Here is an 18,206-nt window from a genome sequence, read left to right on the forward strand (position 1 = left end):
TGACAACGCCGCCGATGACTGCCGAACCCAGATGTTCCGACCAGCTCGCCGGATGCTTCGACGCCATCGTCATCGGCGCCGGGTTCTCCGGGCTCTACGCGTTGCATCGGCTCCGGGAACTCGGTTGCCGCGTGCACGTGCTGGAGAAGGCCGACGACGTCGGAGGCACCTGGCTGGTCAACCGCTATCCCGGAGCGCGGTGCGACATCGAGAGCATCGAGTACTCCTACTCGTTCTCCGACGAGATCCAGCAGGAATGGGTCTGGACCGAGACGATGCCTGCCCAGCCCGAGATCGAGGCCTACCTGCACTTCGTCGCCGATCGCCTGGATCTCCGTGGCGACATCACGTTCGGCGCCGAGGTGGTGTCGATGACGTTCGACGAGCGCGACGCCGTCTGGACGCTGGGGTTGCTGTCGGGGGAGACGGTCACGACCCACCACATCGTCGCAGCCACCGGAATTCTGTCCACGCCGCTGGAGCCGGCGATCCCCGGCATGGAAACGTTTGCCGGAACTTCACTGCACAGCAGCCGGTGGCCCCGCGGCGGCATCGACCTGTCCGGAGGTCGGGTCGGTGTGATCGGAACCGGCTCCACCGGCGTGCAGCTGATCCCGGTGGTGGCACGAGAAGCCCGCACGCTCACCGTGTTTCAGCGCTCGCCTGCCTACACTCTGCCCTGGGAGGTCCGGGCCTTCGAGCCCGGTGAGCTCGACGGGCTCAAGGCCCGTTACCCGGAGATCCGGGCCGCTCAGCGCGAGCATCCGGTCGGGGCGGCCCGGCTCAGCGCGTTCTCGGTGATGCTGGAGATGCTGACCAAACCTCCGGTGAAGACGGCATCGCGGGAAGAGCAGATGCGCGCCGTCGAGGCCGACGGCGTGATGGGTGCGTTGAACTGGGGCGATGTGTTCTTCGATATCGAAGCCAACTGGATGGCCACCCGCTTGTACGGAGAGGCGGTGGCGCGCATCGTCACCGATCCCGTGACCGCACGGGCGTTGACCCCCAGTCATCCCTTCGGGTGCAAGCGGCCGATCATCGACCAGGGCTACTACGAAACGTTCAACCGCGACAACGTGGCCCTGGTCGATCTGCGCGAGGATCCGATCGTCACTGTTCGGCCGGACGGCATCGAAACGTGCCACGGCCTGCACGAACTCGATGTCATCATCTATGCGACCGGGTTCGACGCGATGACCGGCGCGCTGTCGCGCATCGACGTGCGCGGCCGCGGCGGGCAGTCGCTGCGCGAATTCTGGACCCAGGAGGGCCCGTTGAGTTATCTCGGGATCGCGGTGGCGGGTTTCCCCAATCTGTTCATCGTGCAGGGTCCCGGCAGCCCCTCGGCGGCAACGAACTTCGTCGCCGCGCTGGAGCAACACGTGGAGTGGATCGGTGACTGCGTCGGGTATCTGCGGGAGAACGGCTTGCGCACCATCGAGGCATTGCCCGACGCACAGCGTGACTGGATCGACCACACCACCGCACTGGTCGAGCACACGGTGCTGGTCCACCCGTCGTGTCAGTCTTGGTACAACGGCGGCAATGTGCCCGGGAAGAAGCGCATGTACATGGGCTACACCGCCGGCATCCCCGAGTACCGCCGCCGCTGCGACGAGATCGTCCGGGACGGTTACACCGGATTCATGCTGGCATGACCGTGACCGGGCCGGTGTCACGCGGTCGCGCGCCGTACGAGTCGATGATCCGGGTCCGGACCACCTGCAGCTCGGTGCTCAGCTCATGCTCGTCGGCGACGACCACCCATTGGAACGCGATCCCAAACACTGCCGCGGTGATGTCGCGGACCGCGGTGTCGAGGTCCACGTCGGCACGCACGGACCCGTCGGCGATGCCGGTGCGCAGTCCTGCCTCGACGTTGGCCGCGCCGCTGCGCAATTGTGCGTGGACCCGCCCGCGCAGTGGTGATGTGGTCTTGACCGCCTCGAAGGTCGCGACGAACATCGCTCTGAGCAGTGCCGGATCGGCACAGTAGATCTCCTCGATGCGGTCGAAGTGCGCGAGTACCTGGGCCATCCCGTCGGTGTTCGGGTCGGGATCGGGGTTCAGACGCTTGACGTATTCGCCGAGGAACTCCTCAAGAATGACGTCCTTGCTGCCGTACCGGGCGTGCACCATCGCGCGGCTGTATCCGGCGCGACGCCCGATTTCGGCGGCAGTCGTTGCTTCCCAACCTTTTTCGACGATCAGATCAGCGGCAGCTCGTAACATGCGCCGGTTGGAGATTTCGACGCGCTGGGATTGGCTGAGTCCACGCCCGGGCGGAGGCACCCTTGAATGTTAGACCGCCGACAACTAACTTAGTTGTTCAGCGTCAAATTATTGGAGGTCGAGGGTGACCATCGCGCCCGCCGAGGTGCCGTCGGGCATCGCGGAGATCAACCCCGAGTGGCTCACCGCCGCCTTGCGCGCCGACAGCCCGCTGCCGAACAGCCTGCGGATAAACGATCTTCGGGTGCAGCGCATCGCCGAGGACTCGGGATTCTCGTCGCTGCTGTATCGCCTGAGCCTCGACGCCACCGCCGGCGTGCCGAGCACCCTGATCGCCAAGCTGCCCGCCGAATCCGAAGCCCGTGCGGCGATGGACCTCTTGGGTGGTTACCGCCGCGAGATCACGTTCTACCGCGAGGTGGCCACCCGCTCGCCGATGGACACCCCGGTTGTCTACAGCGCCCGAATGGCTGACGAATCCGCCGATTTCGTGTTGCTGCTCGAAGACTTGCAGGGCTGGGACAACGCCGACCACCTCGCGGGTTTGCCTCTGGACCGGGCCAGGCTGGCCATCGAACAGCTTGCCGGACTTCACGCCTGGTCGGTGCGTCCGGCCAACGTGGCAGCCCTGCAGAGTTTCCCGAGCCTGGACGCACCGGCGGTCCGTGACCTGCTGTTGCCGGCCTTCGAGCCCGGATGGCAGATATATCGCGAGCGCACGAGCCTCTCGGTTCCGCGTGCCGTCGCGCGGTTCGCCGATCGATTCGGCGAGTACGCCGGACAGGCACTGTCTTCGCTCGCCGAGCACACAATGCTGCTGCACGGGGACATCCGCGCCGACAACCTGTTCTTCGACGGCGACCGGCTCAAGGTCGTCGATTTCCAGTTCGCCGCGACCGGCAGTGGCATCGCCGACATCGCCTACCTGGTCAGCCAGGGCTTACGCACCGAGGTCCGCCGCGGGCATGACGAGGCACTGGTGCACGAGTACCTCCAGCAGCTCGCGGCACGCGGGGTCACGGGGTACACCTTCGACGACGCGTGGCGACGCTACCGCTATGGAGTCGCCTACTTCATGGTGTTACCCGTCATCACGCTGCTTGGCTGGGATGGGCTGCCGCCGCGCTCACGTGCGCTGTGCCTGGAGTTGACCGACCGGGCAATCGCCGCCATCAGCGACACCGACGCTCTGGAGGTGTTCGAATGAACCGCTCGGCACGCGACGTGGTCGAACTGTACAACCTCGTGGTGTGGAATCAGCGCGACTTCGCCCTCGCAGAGGAGCTGATGGGCGACACCGTGATTCGTCACGATGTGGGGGAGTCGACGACGCTGACCCATGATCAAGCCGTGGCGCGCATCGTGAACCACTGGGACATGTTCGAGGCCATCCGGTTCGAGTTGAACCTTCTGGTGGCCGGCGAGGACGGTGAACACGTCGCGATCGTCTACGAGTCCCCGATGACGTTGAAGGACGGTACCGGTATGACGATCAGCAGTATGGAGATCTTCCGCGTGGTCGACGGCAGGATTACCGAAGTCTGGAATTGCGGCTACAAGCAAGGAGTTTGGGCGTGACCGACAAGACTCTCGACGAGCTCGGGTACTACCTGCTGGCCGGTGCGGGCGGGCAAGGCCCCGCCACGCTGATGGACGAGGCGCGTCGGGGCGAGGAACTCGGCTTCGGCACCGGATTCATCTCCGAGCGTTGGAACGTCAAGGAGGCGTCGTCGCTGACCGGTGCCGCGCTCGCGGTGACGAACCGGATGCAGATCGCCACCGCGGCCACCAACCACAACACCCGCCATCCGCTCATCACGGGGTCGTGGGCGACCACCATGCACCGGTTGTCGGGTGGGCGGTTCACCCTCGGTATCGGCCGCGGCATCGGCGCGATCTACAACGCGTTCGGAATCCCCACGGTGACCACCGCCCAGATGGAGGATTTCGCGCAGGTCATGCGCAAGCTGTGGCACGGCGAGATGATCTTCAACCACGACGGCCCGCTGGGCACGTACCAGATCCTGTTCCTCGACCCGGACTTCGGTGAGGACATCCGACTGGCCATCGTGGCGTTCGGTCCGCAGACGCTGGCACTGGGTGGCCGGGAGTTCGACGACGTCATCCTGCACACTTACTTCACCCCCGAGACCCTGCAGCGGGCGGTCAAGACCGTCAAGGATGCCGCCGAACAGGCCGGCCGGGACCCGGCCAGCGTGCGGGTATGGTCCTGCTTCGCCACCGTCGGCGACCACCTGCCCGAGGAACTGCGGTTGAAGAAGACCGTCGCCCGGTTGGCCACCTACCTGCAGGGCTACGGTGACCTGCTGGTCGGGACCAATGGCTGGGATCCCGCTGTGTTACAACGATTCCGCGAGGATGCGGTGGTGCAGTCGATCGGTGGTGGCATCGACCACAAAGCCACCGCCGAGCAGATCGAACATATCGCCACGCTGATCCCCGACGAATGGCTGGAACCGTCGGCCACCGGCTCGCCGCAACAGTGCGCGCAGCGGGTCCGCAAGGAGTTCGACTACGGCGCTGACGCAGTGATCATGCACGGCGCCACCCCCGACGAACTCGAACCGGTTGTGACGGCCTACCGCGCCACTTCGTAGGGATTTCGGCGCGGCCGGTGACGCTGAGCGTCGCCCAGCGCGCCGAAATCGCAGCGTTGCGGCGGTCAGGGGGTGATGACGGTACGGGTGACGGGTTCGGCGGAGACCTGGCGGCTGTAGAGACCCCGCTCGAGTGCGTCGAGAAGTACATCGCGGGTCTGCTCGGGATGAATCAGATCGTCGAAGCCCAGGTGGCCCGCCGAGCGGAACGACGCATCGACCTCTGCTTGGCGCAGCTTGGCTTCGATGTCCTCGGTGGCGTGCGATGCTCGGCTCAGCGCCGCGGCGCTCATCGCGCCCATCGTCGCGCCCGGGTAGGCGAACGTCGCACTCTGCCCGTCAAAGCCCAACAGCGACATCACCATCGAGCCGAAGCCGTACGCCTTGCGCAGCGTGACATGAAGTTTCAGCGTGGTAGCCGCGGTCTGGGCGGCGAACATGCGCGCGCCGCTGCGCAGCACCCCGGTCTTCTCCGACCGGCTACCGGGCAGCATCCCCGGATTGTCGGCCAGGAAGACGATCGGCAGATGGAAGGCGTCGGCAACCATGATGAAATGGGCTGCCTTGTCGGCCGCGTCGGCGTCGATCGACCCGGCCAGAACCTTGGGCTGATTGGCCACGACCGCAACAGGGTGGCCCCCGAGGTGGGCGAGGGCAGTGATCATCGCCGGACCGAACTTGGGCTGCACCTCGAACCACTCGGTGTCGTCGAAGACGACGTCGAGTACGGCGCGCATGTCGTAGACCTGCCGGTTACCGCGGGGCACGATCTCGAGTAGTTCCGGTGTCGATCGGTGCGCGGTCGACTCCCCGGCCGGCCGCGACACCGGATACGACCATGCGCTGGACGGAAAGTACGACAGATACCGGCGAATGTCGTCGAGCACCGCCACGTCGTCCGGTCCGAGGTTGTGAATGACGCCGCTGGCCAGCGCCACCGACGGCCCGCCGAGGTCTTCCTTGGTGATCTCCTCACCGGTCGACTCCTTGACCACCGGCGGGCCGGCGGTGAAGATCGCGCCCTGGCTGGTCATGATCGTCCAGTCACACACCGGCGCGACCAGCGCACCGTGCCCGGCAGACGGTCCGAACAGCCCACTGACCGTAGGCACCTTGCCCGAACATCGGGCTTGGGCCAGCAGGTCGGTGGGGGTGCGGCCGTAGTGTTCCCCACTGGGCCGGAAACCGGCCCCTTCCAGCAGCATCACCATCGGAACCCGGTCTCGTAGCGCCAGCTCGGCCAACCGGTAGCGTTTGGCGTTACCGCCGGGCCCGATGCTGCCCGCCAGCGTGGTGAAGTCCTCGGCGCCGACGAGCACCGGGCGGCCGTCGATGCGCCCGGAGCCGGTGATGATGCCGTCGGCGGCGATGTCGCCGCCGACCAACGTGCCGAACTCGCGAAACGAACCCGTGTCGAGCAGGTGATCGATACGCCCACGGGCATCGAGTTTGCCCTTGCCGTGGTGTCGGGCCAGGCGCTCGTCGCCGCCCATGGCTGTGGAGTGGCCACGTCGCCGTGCGAGTTCATCGAGCGTGTCCGTCCAATCCTCGGCACTGGCCATGCGCAGACTCCTGTTCTCCGGCGCCACGAGAGGTCCCGGCGTTGACCCTACTGAATTGCTTACTGTAGCGTCATCCAACATGGGTGCTGAAGGCGGCCTGAAGGTTGACGCTGCCGTCGTCAGTCAACTGTCCCAGGTTCCCGCCGCGGCGAGAACGCTGGAGCGTCGCGGTTACGACGGCTGCTGGACGGCGGAGATCAATCACGATCCATTCCTGTCGTTGGCGCTGGCAGCCGAACACACGCACAGCATCGAACTCGGCACCAGCATCGCGGTGGCGTTCGCGCGCAATCCGATGACGGTGGCGCAGACCGCCTGGGATCTGCAGGACTACTCGCACGGCCGATTCATTCTGGGGCTGGGTTCGCAGATCAAGCCCCATGTCGAGAAGCGCTTCAGCATGCCGTGGAGCCGGCCGGTGGATCGGATGCGGGAGTTCGTCGCGGCGCTGCGCGCGATCTGGGCGTGCTGGCGCGACGGTAGCGGGCTGGACTTCGACGGTGAGTTCTACACCCACACACTGATGACGCCGATGTTCGTTCCGCCTGCACAGCCCTACGGTGACCCCAGGGTCTTCGTCGCCGCGGTTGGTGACCGGATGACCGAGATGTGCGGCGAGGTCGCCGATGGTTTTCTGGCGCATGCGTTCTCGACACAGCGCTACGTCCGCGAGGTCACGATCCCGACCCTGAGCCGGGGGATGGAACGGGCCGGCCGTACGCGTGCCGACATCGAGGTCGCCAGCCCGCTATTCGTGGTCACCGGCCGCGACGAGCAGGGGGTGGCCGACGCGGCCGTGGCCACCCGCATGCAGATCGCGTTCTACGCCTCGACACCGGCCTACCAGAATGTTCTGGAACTTCACGGTTGGGGCGATCTGCACAACGAGATGCATCGACTGTCCCGCAGGGGCGACTGGGACACCATGGGCGCGCTCATCGACGACACCATCCTCGAGGAGTTCGCGGTTGTCGCGCCGCTCGACGACATCGTCGACAAGATCCGTGCGCGGTGTGACGGGCTGATCGACCGTGTGCTGGTGGGCTTTCCGCCATCCATCGACGAGGCGACGGTTGTCGACCTGGTCACCGATTTGCGCGCCGGCGCATGACGAAGGAGACCCGATGAGCGTTCGAATCGCCGACGAAGCGGCCCGGGTGTTCGCCGACCCGACGGCCTATGCCGACGAGTCGCGGTTGCACGCGGCACTGACCCATCTGCGGGCCAACGCTCCGGTGTCCTGGGTCGACGTACCCGGCTACAACCCGTTCTGGGCGGTCGCCAAGCATGCCGACATCATGGCGATCGAGCGGAACAACACGGTCTTCACGAACTCGCCGCGGCCCGTGCTGACGACAGCAGAAGGGGACGCCCAGCACGCGACGATGGGCATCAGCACCCTGATTCACCTCGACGACGCGCAGCACCGCAAGATCAGGGCCATCGGCGCCGACTGGTTCCGACCCAAGGCCATGCGCGCGTTGAAAGTCCGCGTCGACGAACTGGCGAAGTCGTTCGTCGACCAGATGGCCGACCGCGGCGGGGAGTGCGACTTCGTCTCCGAGGTCGCCGTCAACTTCCCGCTGTACGTCATCATGTCGCTGCTGGGCATCCCGGAGGGGGACTTTCCGCGGATGCTGACCTACACCCAGGAACTGTTCGGCAGCGACGACGCTGAGTTCCAGCGCGGGGAGAGTATGGAGGAGCGTGGGCTTGCGCTGTTCGACATGTTCAACTACTTCAACGAGATCACCGCTGCCCGGCGTGCCAACCCGACCGAGGACCTGGCGTCGGCGATCGCCAATGCGCGCATCGACGGTGAACCGCTGTCGGACATCGAAACGGTCTCCTACTACCTGATCGTCGCCACCGCCGGGCATGACACCACCAGTGCGACCATCTCCGGTGGCCTGCAGGCGCTGATCGAGAACCCTGACCAATTGCGCCGACTGCAGCGCAACCCGGACCTGATGCCGCTGGCGGTGGAGGAGATGATCCGCTGGGTGACACCGGTCAAGGAGTTCATGCGTACCGCCCAGCAGGACACCGAGGTGCGGGGCGTCAAGATCTCGGCCGGAGAGTCGGTTCTGCTGTCCTATCCGTCAGGGAACCGCGACGAAGACGTCTTCGACGCCCCGTCCACTTTTGACATCGCCCGAGATCCCAACAAGCACATCGCATTCGGATACGGGGTGCACTTCTGCCTGGGCGCGGCGCTGGCCCGGATGGAGATCAGCAGCTTCTTCAGTGAGCTACTGCCACGGCTGACCTCAGTCGAACTGGCCGGCAAGCCTGAGCACACCGCCACCATCTTCGTCGGTGGGCTCAAGCACCTGCCGATTCGCTACACGATGTCAGGGTGAGTCCGTCCGGGCTCAACCGTTGGTGTTCTGGGTGACTTTTGCCATTCGGGCCTGCCAGTCTGAGGCTCCGCCGCCGCCGTGGTCGTGCTTGGAGAGGGCTTGGATGGTGACGTCGTGTCCTTCGGCGGCTTTGCGGAGGGCGCCGACGGTGGCCTTGTCTTTGGGGATGTGGGTGAACGGGTCCCAGTGATACCAGCGCATGGCGTTCTGGTAGGTCATCTTGTCGATCTCGTCATCGGGGACGTTGTTGGCGGTGAGGACTTCGTCGAGTTGTTCGGGGGCCCCGGGCCACATCGAGTCGCTGTGGGGGTAATCAGCCTCCCAGCAGATGTTGTCGACCCCGATCTGATGCCGAGTAGTGACCCCGACCGGATCAGCGATGAAACAGGTCAGGAAATGCTCCCGGAACACCTCGCTGGGCAGTTTGCCGCCGAAGTCCTGACCGGTCCAGGTCGAATGCATCTCATAGGTGCGGTCCACCCGCTCCAGGAAATACGGAATCCAACCCGTCCCACCCTCACTCAACGCGATCTTCAGATCCGGATACTCCTTGATCGGCCGCGACCACAACAAGTCCGCGGCCGCCTGCACGATATTCATCGGCTGCAACGTGATCATCACATCCATCGGCGCATCCGGGGCGGTGATCGCCAACCGCCCCGAGGACCCGATATGCACATTGAGCACCGTGTCGGTATCGACCAGCGCATCCCACATCGGCTTCCAATGCTCAAAATCGTGGAAACTGGGATAGCCCATCGCCGCCGGATTCTCGGTGAACGTCAACGAATGCACCCCACGATCGGCGTTACGCCGAATCTCGGCCGCACAGGCTTGGGGATCCCAGATCACCGGCAACGTCATCGGAATGAACCGCCCCGGATAGGCCCCGCACCACTCCTCGACATGCCAATCGTTGTAGGCCTGCACCAACGCCAACGAAAACTCCGCGTCCTCGGTGGCGAACAACCGCCCCGCGAAACCCGGAAACGACGGGAAACACATCGACCCCAAAATCCCGCCGGCATTCATATCCTTGACCCGCTCATCAACCTGCCAACACCCCGGCCGGATCTCATCGAGCCCCTGCGGCTCCAGCCCGTACTCCTCCTTCGGACGACCCGCCACCGCATTCAACGCCACATTCGGAATCACCACATCCCGAAACTGCCACGTATCCGACCCATCCGGGTTATGCACCAACCGCGGCGCCTCATCCAAATACTTCTTCGACAAATGGTTCTTGAACATATCCGGCGGCTCAACAATGTGATCATCCACACTGATCAAAATCATGTCGTCCTTATGCATGACTGTCCGTCCTGTTGCGGATTACCGTATGGGCGACAGTTTAGCGCTCGGGCGGATGGCCAGGGTCCGCTCGGACAATGCCCGAACGATCGACCGAATCCAGCGAAGCGTCCCTGGTCTCGCGCATGATCATGATCGCGACGAAGCTGAGCGTGGCCGCGATGAACAAATACAGGCCCACCCACCCAACCCCGTACCGGGTTGCCAGCCACGTGGCGATGAAGGGTGCCACCGCGGCGCCAAGAATGCTGGCCATGTTGTACGAGATTCCCGAGCCCGTGTAGCGCACGTTGGTCGGAAACAGTTCGGGCAATACGGCGCTCATCGGTCCGAAAGTGAAGCCCATCAACGTCATTCCGATGATCAGGAACCACAGCATGGTCAGTGATGAGGTGTCTTCGGATCCCAGCATCGGGGCGAACAGCGCGCTGTAGGCCATGATGCCGCCGGTCACCACCAGCAGCAGGCGCCGCCGCCCGATGCGGTCTGCCAGCAGTCCGGCCAGCGGCAGGGTTCCGGCGAAGAACAGCACCGCGATCAGTTGCATCTGCAGGAACTCGACGTAACCGAAACCGAGACCGGTGCCGTCCGGCGGTGGCTTGCCCGTGCCGAAACTCAGCGCCCAGGTGGTGACGATGTAGAAGATCGTGTAGGTCGCCAGCATCACGAAGGTGCCGATGATCAGCTGCCGCCAGCTGGTGCGGAACACCTCGGTCAGCGGCGCCTTCACCTTCTCGCCGCGCTGGACCGCGCGGGTGAAGACCGGGGTCTCCATTATGCGCAGCCGGACATAGAGCCCGATCGCCACCATGACCGCGCTGAGCAGGAACGGCACCCGCCAGCCCCACGTCAGGAACGGCCCGTCCGGGTCGGGGCTGACGTTGCTGTGTCCGAGCCAGACGATCAGTCCGACGAACAGTGCATTGGCCAGGAAGAACCCGAACGGCGCACCCAGTTGCGGCCACATCGCGGCCCACCCTCGCCGGCCCGGTTTGGCGGTCTCGGTGGCCAGCAGGGCTGCCCCGCTCCATTCGCCGCCGAGGGCGAGCCCCTGGCAGAAGCGCATGACCGCCAGCAGGGCCGGTGCGATGATGCCGACCTGGGCGTATGTCGGCAGTAGCCCGATGGCGAAGGTGGCGATGCCCATCAACAGCAGCGAAGCGACCAGGGTGGTCTTTCGGCCTGCCCGGTCACCGAAATGCCCGAACAGCACCGAGCCCACTGGACGCGCCACGAACGCGAGTCCGAAGGTGGCCAGCGATGCCAATAGGGCCGTCGTCGAATCGCTCTTCGGGAAAAACAGGTGCGGGAACACCGAAACGGCGGCGGTGGCGTAGATGTAGAAGTCGTAGAACTCGATGGTGGTACCGACCATCGACGCGACCACGATGCGTCGTCGCGGAACCCCCGCGACCAGGTCGTCGCCGGCAACGGTACTGGCCATCAGCGCACCTCCCACGGCGTTGGCAGAGGCACATCATGCCAGCGACCGCGGCGGCGCGGATGATGTACGCCCCGAACAGCCCTCAGTTCGCGCGCTCGTACAGCGCGCGCACGGTGTCAATGGTGTCGGTCTCGGCGGCGGGTTTGTCGTCGCGGTAGCGCACCACCCGAGCGAATCGCAACGCCATGCCGCCGGGGTAGCGCGAGGACGTCTGGATGCCGTCGAAAGCGATCTCGACGACCTGCTCGGGGCGAACCGTCACCACGTAACCGTCGGTGGGGCCGGTGGCCAGCTCGAGGAACCGAGATGTCTGCCAGCTCAGCATCTGGTCGGTCATGCCCTTGAATGTCTTGCCCAGCATCACGAATCCGCCGGTGTGCGGGTCGCGAGCGCCGAGATGAATGTTCGACAACTTGCCGCTGCGCCGCCCTGAACCCCATTCGACTGCCAGCACAACCAGGTCGAGGGTGTGCACAGGCTTGACCTTCAACCAGCCCGCGCCGCGCCGGCCGGCCTCGTAGGTCGCCGTCGGCGACTTCACCATGACACCTTCGTGACCGGCGGCCAGCGTCGCATCCAGAAACCGTTGCGCCGCTCCGGTTTCGGATGCCAGGAGCCGATCGACTCGCCGGCCCACCGGGACGATCGCGTCGAGTGCGGCGATCCGCTGCTGTGCAGGGCGGTCGAGCAGGTCCACACCGTCGACGTGCAGCAGGTCGAAGAAGAACACCGAAAGCGGCTGAACCTGTGTGCCGGTGGCCGATCCGCTCCGGCGGCCGAAGCGCGAAGCCGTCACCTGGAACCGGTGCGGGCGTCCGTCCGGCCGCAAGGCGATGGCCTCGGCGTCGGCGATCACGTCGGTGACCGGCAGCGCCAGCACCGCGTCGACCACCTCGGGCAGCCGCGTGGTGACGTCGTCGAGACTGCGGGTGTAGATCGATACCTCGTGCCCGCGACGATGGACCTGTATTCGCGCGCCGTCGAGCTTCGCCTCCAATATCGCTGTGCCGCCGAGACGTTGCAGCGCATCACCGACGCTGGTGGCCGGTTGCGCCAACATCGGCCCCACCGGCCGGCCGACCTGCAGGGTGAATTGTCCGAGAGCGGCTTCACCGCCCGTCAGCGCGGCCGCGGCGACCGCAGGCAGCTGCCCGCCGAGCATCGCGGCGCGACGCACCGCCTCGGCGGGTATCCCGGCCGCCGTGGCGACGGCGTCGGCCATCACCCCGGTCAACGCCCCTTGGCGCAGTTCGCCGCTGAGTAGTCTGCGTAGGAAGGTCTGCTCGGCAGCGGTGGCGGCGCTGAACAAGGCCCCGAGCAATTCGGCGCGCCGGGTCTGCGAGCCCTTACCCGCCACCTGGCCGATCTGTCCGAACCGGGCGTCCACCTCAGACACCGTCAGCGACGCGTCTGACGCCGGCGCGGGAAGATTGCGCAGCGCAGCCCAGCCGACACCGATCTGCCGCTGGGTCAGCTCGCCGGACAGCCATGACACCACCACCGCGACCTGCTCGGCATCGCCCGCACCTCCGGCGCGGCCCAGTAACTCGGCGATCCTGGCGATCTTGGCCAGCCGGGACGACGCGGCGCCGACCTCGGCGGAGGTGGTCGCGACATCGAGCAGGTGCACGAATCCAGCCTGGCACGCCGGTCGGACATCGCGGGAAAGGTCAGGGTCGCGCGCCCGTGAACTCACCTGACCGCGAACGTGATCGTGTGCCAGCCGGTGGCGCCGTCGGGGATGGGATCGACCCTCTCGGGTGTCTGGGTGTACCCGGCGTTGTCGGTGGCGCGCACGGCGATCTGGTGAAACCCGGTGTCGCGGGCGTCCCAGTCGAAACTCCACATCCGCCACGTCTGGCCGGAGTAACCATCAGCCAGAGTGGCGGTCTGCCACGGACCATCGTCGATGCTCACCTCGACGGCGCGGACACCTCGATTCTGCGCCCAGGCCACGCCCCCGAACACCACCGGACCGACGGCGACGTCCTGTCCGGCCCGCGGTACGTCGACTCGCGAGGCGGTCTTGATCGGACCGCGCTCCGCCCATCCCAATCGTGTCCAGTACGCCTGCGCACGATCGAATCGGCTGACCTCCAGGTCGACCACCCACTTGGTCGCCGACACGTAGCCGTACAAGCCGGGGACCACCAGACGCGCCGGATAGCCATGCTCGACGGGAAGGGGTTCACCGTTCATCCCGACCGCCAGTAGCGCGTTCCCGGCGGTCAGCGCCTCGATCGGAGTCCCGGCCGTGAACCCGTCGACCGACATCGACAGCACCATGTCGGCGTCGTCGTGAACACCGGCGCGGGCGAGTAGGTCTGAGACCCGATATCCCCTCCACACCGCGTTGGAGACGAGGTTGCCACCCACCAGATTGGAGACGCAGGTCAACGTGATCACGTCCTCGACCACCTCGAACTCGTCGAGATCGGAGAAGCCAAAGGTGATCTCGCGATCAACCATGCCGTGGATGCGCAGCTGCCAGTCGTCGCGGCGCAGCTGCGGCACGGTCAACGCGGTGTCGATGCGATAAAAGTCGGCGTTGCTGGTGACAAAGGACGGCAGGTCAACACCGTTGGGCTGCACCGTCGGCGGTATCGGCGCGGCGGGCACATCCACATCCGGCAACGTGAACGCCTCCCGCTCCCCGGAGACCGACGTGGTCAGACGGCTGATCACGACACCGGCGACACCGCTGAGCGCGCCGGCCGCCAGAAACCCCAACCCCAGAAGTGAGGCCCGCCGGCCGGGATCGGGGGAGTCGGCCTCAGCGCAGCGCGTGGCGGCCAGGAAGCGCAACACCACCACGCCGCAGGCGGCGCCGAGCAGGGTCGGGACGATGTCGAGCACGGTCGACCCGGTGCGCGACAGCACCGCCGCACAGCCGAGAGCGGCGGCCGCCGCGATCATCGCGGTACCGAACGGGCGTCGGGGCTCCTCCACCATGCCCGCGACCGCGGCCAGCAGCGCGATCGCGAGGAGCACCGACACCGTCAGGACGGACTTGTTGGCAGTGCCCAACGTCTGGATCGCCCATTCCTTGACCGAGCCCGGTGTCAGCTCGATCACCGACGATCCCACCGCGGTGCGGACATCGGCATTCGCACCGAACACCACGGCCGTCAGCTGGGCCACGCCGAGGGCGGTGGCGGCTGCGGCGACCCCGCTGAGGGCCCGCAGGCCGACCGGTCTCATGGGCGCCAAACTACCGCCGCCGGGAACCCGAAAGCCTTACAGAATGATGATCGGCTAGGTTGCTTTACGATTCGAGCACTTTTTGGAAAGGGGATTGGCGTGGAGATCTCGGGCAAGAAGGCCATCGTCGTCGGCGGAGCCTCCGGCTTCGGCAAGGCGACGGCGGAGCTGCTGGCGCAGCGCGGCGCGGACGTCGCGGTGCTGGACCGTCCGCAGTCCAAGGGTAAGGAAGTGGCCGATGCGATCGGCGGCTCCTTCGTCGAGGTCGACATCACCGATTTCGAGGGCACCGAAAAGGTGCTGCAGCAGACGATCGACGCGCTGGGCGCACTGCACATCATCGTCACCACCGCCGGCGGCGGCATCGCCGAGCGCACGGTCAAAAAGGACGGCCCGCACAGCTTGGAGTCCTTCCGTAAGTCCATCGACCTCAACCTCATCGGTACCTTCAACATCAGCCGGCTGGCCGGTTGGCAGATGAGCCAGCAGGATCTGGTCGATGACGAGCAGGAGGAGCGCGGCGTCATCATCAACACCGCCTCGATCGCGGCGTTCGAGGGACAGATCGGCCAGGTCGCCTACACCGCGTCCAAAGCGGCGATCGCCGGGATGAGCCTGACGATGGCCCGCGACATGGGCAGCCTCGGTATCCGGGCGCTGGCGATCGCGCCGAGCCTGTTCGCCACCGGCCTGACCGAGGGCATTCCCGACGAATACGTCAAGGCGCTGACCAAGGACGCGGCGTTCCCGAAGCGCCTCGGCAAGCCGGAGGAATACGCCAAGTTGGTCGCCGCAATCGTGGAGAACCCGATGCTCAACGGCCAGTGCCTGCGCCTGGACGCCGGCCAGCGCTTCGCCCCGAAGTAGACACCGCGCGACCTTCACCTGCCGGACAGTCGCTTTCGGGGCGTTGTCCGGTTCGGTCCTTGAGTGCCGGGGCGACCTGACACGATGTCGGGCATGTCCGTGGACGCCACGCTCAGCGAGTCCGATCAGCGCGCACTGCAGGGCTGGATCCGACGAACCGGCCTCGGGTCCACGGTGTCCGACGTCGCGCCGCTGACCGGTGGGTCGCAGAACATCGTGGTGCGTCTGCTTGTCGACGGCCGCCCGATGGTGTTGCGACGCCCGCCTGAGCATCCACGGCCCACCAGCGACAACACCATGCGTCGTGAGATCGCGGTGCTGACCACGTTGAAAGGCACCAGCGTGCCGCATCCGGAGTTGATCGCCGGCTGTGAAGACCTCGATGTGCTCGGCGTGGTGTTCTACCTGATGGAGGCCGTCGACGGGTTCAACCCCGGCACCGAGGTCGGTGACGCGTACCTGAGAAATCCGCAGATGCGCCATCGAGTGGGTCTGTCGTATGCCGCCAGCCTGGCCCGGCTGGGCGACGTGCCGTGGGAGGGCAGCCCGCTGGCCCGGATCAAACGCCCGGGATCGTTTCTGGCCCGTCAGGTTCCGCAGTTCTTGCGGCTGCTCGAAAGCTACCGCCACGACCACTACGCGCCCGAATCCTTCCCGTCGGTGCATGCGCTGGCCGACTGGCTCGAACAGCATCGCCCCCCGGACTCCGAGCCCGGCATCATGCACGGCGACGCGCACCTGAACAACGTGCTGCTGCGCCGCGAGGTCCCGGAACTGGCGGCGTTCATCGACTGGGAGATGTGCACCGTCGGCGACCCGCTGCTCGACCTGGGTTGGATGCTGATCTGCTGGCCCGACGGACCCAACCCGATCGACGTCGGGTCCGCGCTATCGGCTCTCGGCGGGCTGGCCACCCGCGCCGAACTGCTCGAGGCCTACCGCGACACCGGCGGCAGACCCACCCACCACGTCGATTGGTACATGACGATGGCCTGTTTCAAACTCGCGATCGTGATCGAGGGCACCTGGTCGCGGTACCTGGCCGGGCAGGCGAGCTCCGAAGCCGGCGAGCGATTGCACACTTCGGCGCAGAACCTGGTCGAACTGGGCACCCAGGTCGCGCGAGGGGACAATCCGTTCCTCTGACCGGTCACCGGTAGGCGTCCCAACCGAGCTGCACGGCCAGCGCCAACCCGGACAACCCGATCGCGATCCGCATCGGTCCGGACGGCGCGTGCCGGACCACCACCGGACCCAGCCGCGAGCCGAGCAGACACCCGAGACCCAGCACGATCGCGGCGTCCCAGCGAACCGGCGCGACCACCACGAAGATGACCGCGGCCACCGCGTTGGCAGTACCCAGCAGGACGTTCTTGGCGGCGTTGGCCACCGCAAGGTGCGCCCGTCCGGCGCGCAGCAGCAGTGCCAGCAGCAGCACGCCGGCTGCCGCGCCGAAGTAACCCCCGTACACGCAGATGCCCAGGATCGCCGCGCCCTGCAGGTACCGCGTCCGTCGCTGCCGACGCGCGCTCACCACGATGCCGGACCGGACCGTCACCGGTAGCAGAATCGCCACCGAGGCGACAGCGAGGAGAACCGGTACCGCTTTCTCGAACCCTTCGGCCGGCGTGGACAGCAGCAGGATTGCCCCCGCCGCGCCACCGGCCGCAGCCACCGGGATGAGTCGTTTCAGCTCGGCACCCTGACCGGCCAGTTCGGGCCGCGAGCCCGCGATCGAACCGACGGCGTTGAAGACCAGCGCGGTGGTGTTCGTGACATTGGCCGCGACCGGTGGCAGGCCGATCAACAGCAGGGCCGGGTACGTCGCCACCGAGGCCAGGCCGGCGATGCTGCCGGTCAGGCCGCCGAGCACACCGGCGCCGGCCAACAACAGCGCCTGTACCCATGACATCTCGGCCATTGTGTCAACGTTGCGGACTCGCCGCGCACCCCGCGGGGCGGCGCGAAAGTATTTGCGCCGACCAGCTGGACCGGCTTAGGATCGCGGGCGTGCCGAGACGACTCGTAGTAGCAACCCGCAGCGGGGTCTGATCCTGACCGACCCCTCGCTGTGGGTCGTCGCTACTTCGTCGGTCACCTTCTCACGATCTGCAAGGCCGGCACATGACTTCTCAACTTGCCTCGTCTGAGGTGTGTTTCGCTGCTCACATCGACGCTCCGATGCCCCGCGCGTTGCGCGAACACGCCGCGGAGATCTCGTTCGAGGACTTCCTCGTGGAGTACGCGCCGAGCACCGGTCCGGTCAAGCTTGGGCAGTGGTCGTGCACCGACGACGAGCGCCCCGCCGCGCGGCTCGGGCCGCAGGCGCGCAACTACCAGGCCACGCTGGCTGTCGGAGACCGCATCACCACCTCGCGCGCGGCCGCATGTGGACCCGTCGCCGCCCTGACCGAGATGCTGCACGAGTGTGGGGTCGCGGTCGAGATGACCGCGTTTCACCAGTTGCCAGCCGGCACACATACCGCGACCTTCATCCGCGGTAGCCGTGACGGTCGCGATCAGTGGGCGCTGGGATGGTCACAGGACCCCACCACCTCGGCACTCAAGGCCGTGGTGGCCTGTGCCAACCGGCTGCTGAGCTGACCTC

At 66.3% G+C, this 18,206-nt stretch carries 16 protein-coding genes; 9 read left to right on the forward strand and 7 right to left on the reverse strand.

Annotated features, from left to right (window positions below; genetic code table 11):
• Positions 1-14 precede the first annotated feature (14 nt).
• Positions 15-1,658 (forward strand): NAD(P)/FAD-dependent oxidoreductase, encoded by a 1,644-nt coding sequence (locus KXD98_RS08635; protein ID WP_260765071.1) that lies wholly within the window; start codon positions 15-17, stop codon positions 1,656-1,658.
• Here KXD98_RS08635 and KXD98_RS08640 read toward each other — a convergent pair.
• Positions 1,645-2,292 (reverse strand): TetR/AcrR family transcriptional regulator, encoded by a 648-nt coding sequence (locus tag KXD98_RS08640; RefSeq protein WP_260763321.1) that lies wholly within the window; start codon positions 2,290-2,292, stop codon positions 1,645-1,647. The genes KXD98_RS08635 and KXD98_RS08640 overlap by 14 nt on opposite strands.
• Positions 2,293-2,356: 64 nt before the next feature.
• Between KXD98_RS08640 and KXD98_RS08645 the strand changes: the two genes are divergently transcribed.
• The 3 genes from KXD98_RS08645 to KXD98_RS08655 are packed head-to-tail and all read left to right on the forward strand — an operon-like array spanning position 2,357 to position 4,850.
• Positions 2,357-3,439, forward strand: coding sequence for an ecdysteroid 22-kinase family protein (locus KXD98_RS08645; protein ID WP_260763323.1), 1,083 nt, complete (start codon positions 2,357-2,359; stop codon positions 3,437-3,439).
• Positions 3,436-3,810, forward strand: coding sequence for a nuclear transport factor 2 family protein (locus KXD98_RS08650; protein WP_260763325.1), 375 nt, complete (start codon positions 3,436-3,438; stop codon positions 3,808-3,810). The genes KXD98_RS08645 and KXD98_RS08650 overlap by 4 nt, the downstream gene beginning before the upstream one ends.
• A complete protein-coding gene (locus KXD98_RS08655; RefSeq protein WP_396883135.1) occupies positions 3,774-4,850 on the forward strand; it encodes a TIGR03857 family LLM class F420-dependent oxidoreductase in 1,077 nt (358 codons plus the stop codon). The genes KXD98_RS08650 and KXD98_RS08655 overlap by 37 nt, the downstream gene beginning before the upstream one ends.
• Positions 4,851-4,915: 65 nt before the next feature.
• Here KXD98_RS08655 and KXD98_RS08660 read toward each other — a convergent pair whose 3' ends face one another.
• Positions 4,916-6,412, reverse strand: a complete 1,497-nt coding sequence (locus tag KXD98_RS08660; RefSeq protein ID WP_260763329.1) for an acyl-CoA carboxylase subunit beta — start codon at positions 6,410-6,412, stop codon at positions 4,916-4,918.
• A 79-nt stretch (positions 6,413-6,491) separates the two neighbouring features.
• On the opposite strand from KXD98_RS08660, the gene KXD98_RS08665 reads away from it, so the two are divergent.
• Entirely contained in the window at positions 6,492-7,523 is a 1,032-nt protein-coding gene (locus KXD98_RS08665) for an LLM class F420-dependent oxidoreductase (protein WP_260763331.1), read from the forward strand.
• A 13-nt stretch (positions 7,524-7,536) separates the two neighbouring features.
• Entirely contained in the window at positions 7,537-8,775 is a 1,239-nt protein-coding gene (locus KXD98_RS08670; protein ID WP_260763333.1) for a cytochrome P450, read from the forward strand.
• A 12-nt stretch (positions 8,776-8,787) separates the two neighbouring features.
• Here KXD98_RS08670 and KXD98_RS08675 read toward each other — a convergent pair whose 3' ends face one another.
• The 4 genes from KXD98_RS08675 to KXD98_RS08690 all read right to left on the reverse strand — a co-directional run bounded on the left by KXD98_RS08675 (position 8,788) and on the right by KXD98_RS08690 (position 14,731).
• Positions 8,788-10,086, reverse strand: a complete 1,299-nt coding sequence (locus KXD98_RS08675) for an amidohydrolase family protein (RefSeq protein WP_260763335.1) — start codon at positions 10,084-10,086, stop codon at positions 8,788-8,790.
• A 40-nt stretch (positions 10,087-10,126) separates the two neighbouring features.
• Positions 10,127-11,530, reverse strand: a complete 1,404-nt coding sequence (locus tag KXD98_RS08680) for an MFS transporter (protein WP_260763337.1) — start codon at positions 11,528-11,530, stop codon at positions 10,127-10,129.
• Positions 11,531-11,612: 82 nt separating this feature from the next.
• On the reverse strand, positions 11,613-13,160 hold the full coding sequence (locus tag KXD98_RS08685; RefSeq protein WP_260763339.1) for an ATP-dependent DNA ligase: 1,548 nt from the start codon (positions 13,158-13,160) through the stop codon (positions 11,613-11,615).
• Between the two features lie 62 nt (positions 13,161-13,222).
• Positions 13,223-14,731: a molybdopterin-dependent oxidoreductase gene (locus tag KXD98_RS08690; protein WP_260763341.1), complete on the reverse strand. Its 1,509-nt coding sequence runs from the start codon at positions 14,729-14,731 to the stop codon at positions 13,223-13,225.
• A gap of 99 nt (positions 14,732-14,830) precedes the next feature.
• Between KXD98_RS08690 and KXD98_RS08695 the strand changes: the two genes are divergently transcribed.
• Positions 14,831-15,598, forward strand: a complete 768-nt coding sequence (locus KXD98_RS08695) for an SDR family NAD(P)-dependent oxidoreductase (RefSeq protein ID WP_260763342.1) — start codon at positions 14,831-14,833, stop codon at positions 15,596-15,598.
• A 93-nt stretch (positions 15,599-15,691) separates the two neighbouring features.
• Complete coding sequence (locus KXD98_RS08700; RefSeq protein WP_260763344.1) at positions 15,692-16,744, forward strand: phosphotransferase family protein; 1,053 nt, start codon at positions 15,692-15,694, stop codon at positions 16,742-16,744.
• A gap of 4 nt (positions 16,745-16,748) precedes the next feature.
• On the opposite strand, the gene KXD98_RS08705 is transcribed toward KXD98_RS08700, so the two are convergent.
• On the reverse strand, positions 16,749-17,510 hold the full coding sequence (locus KXD98_RS08705) for a sulfite exporter TauE/SafE family protein (RefSeq protein WP_260765072.1): 762 nt from the start codon (positions 17,508-17,510) through the stop codon (positions 16,749-16,751).
• A gap of 212 nt (positions 17,511-17,722) precedes the next feature.
• On the opposite strand from KXD98_RS08705, the gene KXD98_RS08710 reads away from it, so the two are divergent.
• Positions 17,723-18,202 carry an alpha-isopropylmalate synthase regulatory domain-containing protein gene (locus KXD98_RS08710; RefSeq protein WP_260763345.1) on the forward strand — a complete coding sequence of 160 codons (480 nt, stop codon included), beginning with the start codon at positions 17,723-17,725 and terminating at the stop codon, positions 18,200-18,202.
• Positions 18,203-18,206 lie beyond the last annotated feature (4 nt).

The sequence above is a fragment of the Mycobacterium sp. SMC-4 genome (assembly GCF_025263265.1).
GTDB lineage: Bacteria > Actinomycetota > Actinomycetes > Mycobacteriales > Mycobacteriaceae > Mycobacterium.

Bases quoted from the DNA above. Each gene is read 5' to 3' on its own strand.
- KXD98_RS08635 (WP_260765071.1), top strand. From the start codon at position 15: ATGACTGCCGAACCCAGATGTTCCGACCAGCTCGCCGGATGCTTCGAC.
- KXD98_RS08650 (WP_260763325.1), top strand. From the start codon at position 3,436: ATGAACCGCTCGGCACGCGACGTGGTCGAACTGTACAACCTCGTGGTG.
- KXD98_RS08660 (WP_260763329.1), bottom strand. From the start codon at position 6,412: ATGGCCAGTGCCGAGGATTGGACGGACACGCTCGATGAACTCGCACGG.
- KXD98_RS08665 (WP_260763331.1), top strand. From the start codon at position 6,492: ATGGGTGCTGAAGGCGGCCTGAAGGTTGACGCTGCCGTCGTCAGTCAA.
- KXD98_RS08670 (WP_260763333.1), top strand. From the start codon at position 7,537: ATGAGCGTTCGAATCGCCGACGAAGCGGCCCGGGTGTTCGCCGACCCG.
- KXD98_RS08675 (WP_260763335.1), bottom strand. From the start codon at position 10,086: ATGCATAAGGACGACATGATTTTGATCAGTGTGGATGATCACATTGTT.
- KXD98_RS08680 (WP_260763337.1), bottom strand. From the start codon at position 11,530: ATGGCCAGTACCGTTGCCGGCGACGACCTGGTCGCGGGGGTTCCGCGA.
- KXD98_RS08690 (WP_260763341.1), bottom strand. From the start codon at position 14,731: ATGAGACCGGTCGGCCTGCGGGCCCTCAGCGGGGTCGCCGCAGCCGCC.
- KXD98_RS08700 (WP_260763344.1), top strand. From the start codon at position 15,692: ATGTCCGTGGACGCCACGCTCAGCGAGTCCGATCAGCGCGCACTGCAG.
- KXD98_RS08705 (WP_260765072.1), bottom strand. From the start codon at position 17,510: ATGTCATGGGTACAGGCGCTGTTGTTGGCCGGCGCCGGTGTGCTCGGC.
- KXD98_RS08710 (WP_260763345.1), top strand. From the start codon at position 17,723: ATGACTTCTCAACTTGCCTCGTCTGAGGTGTGTTTCGCTGCTCACATC.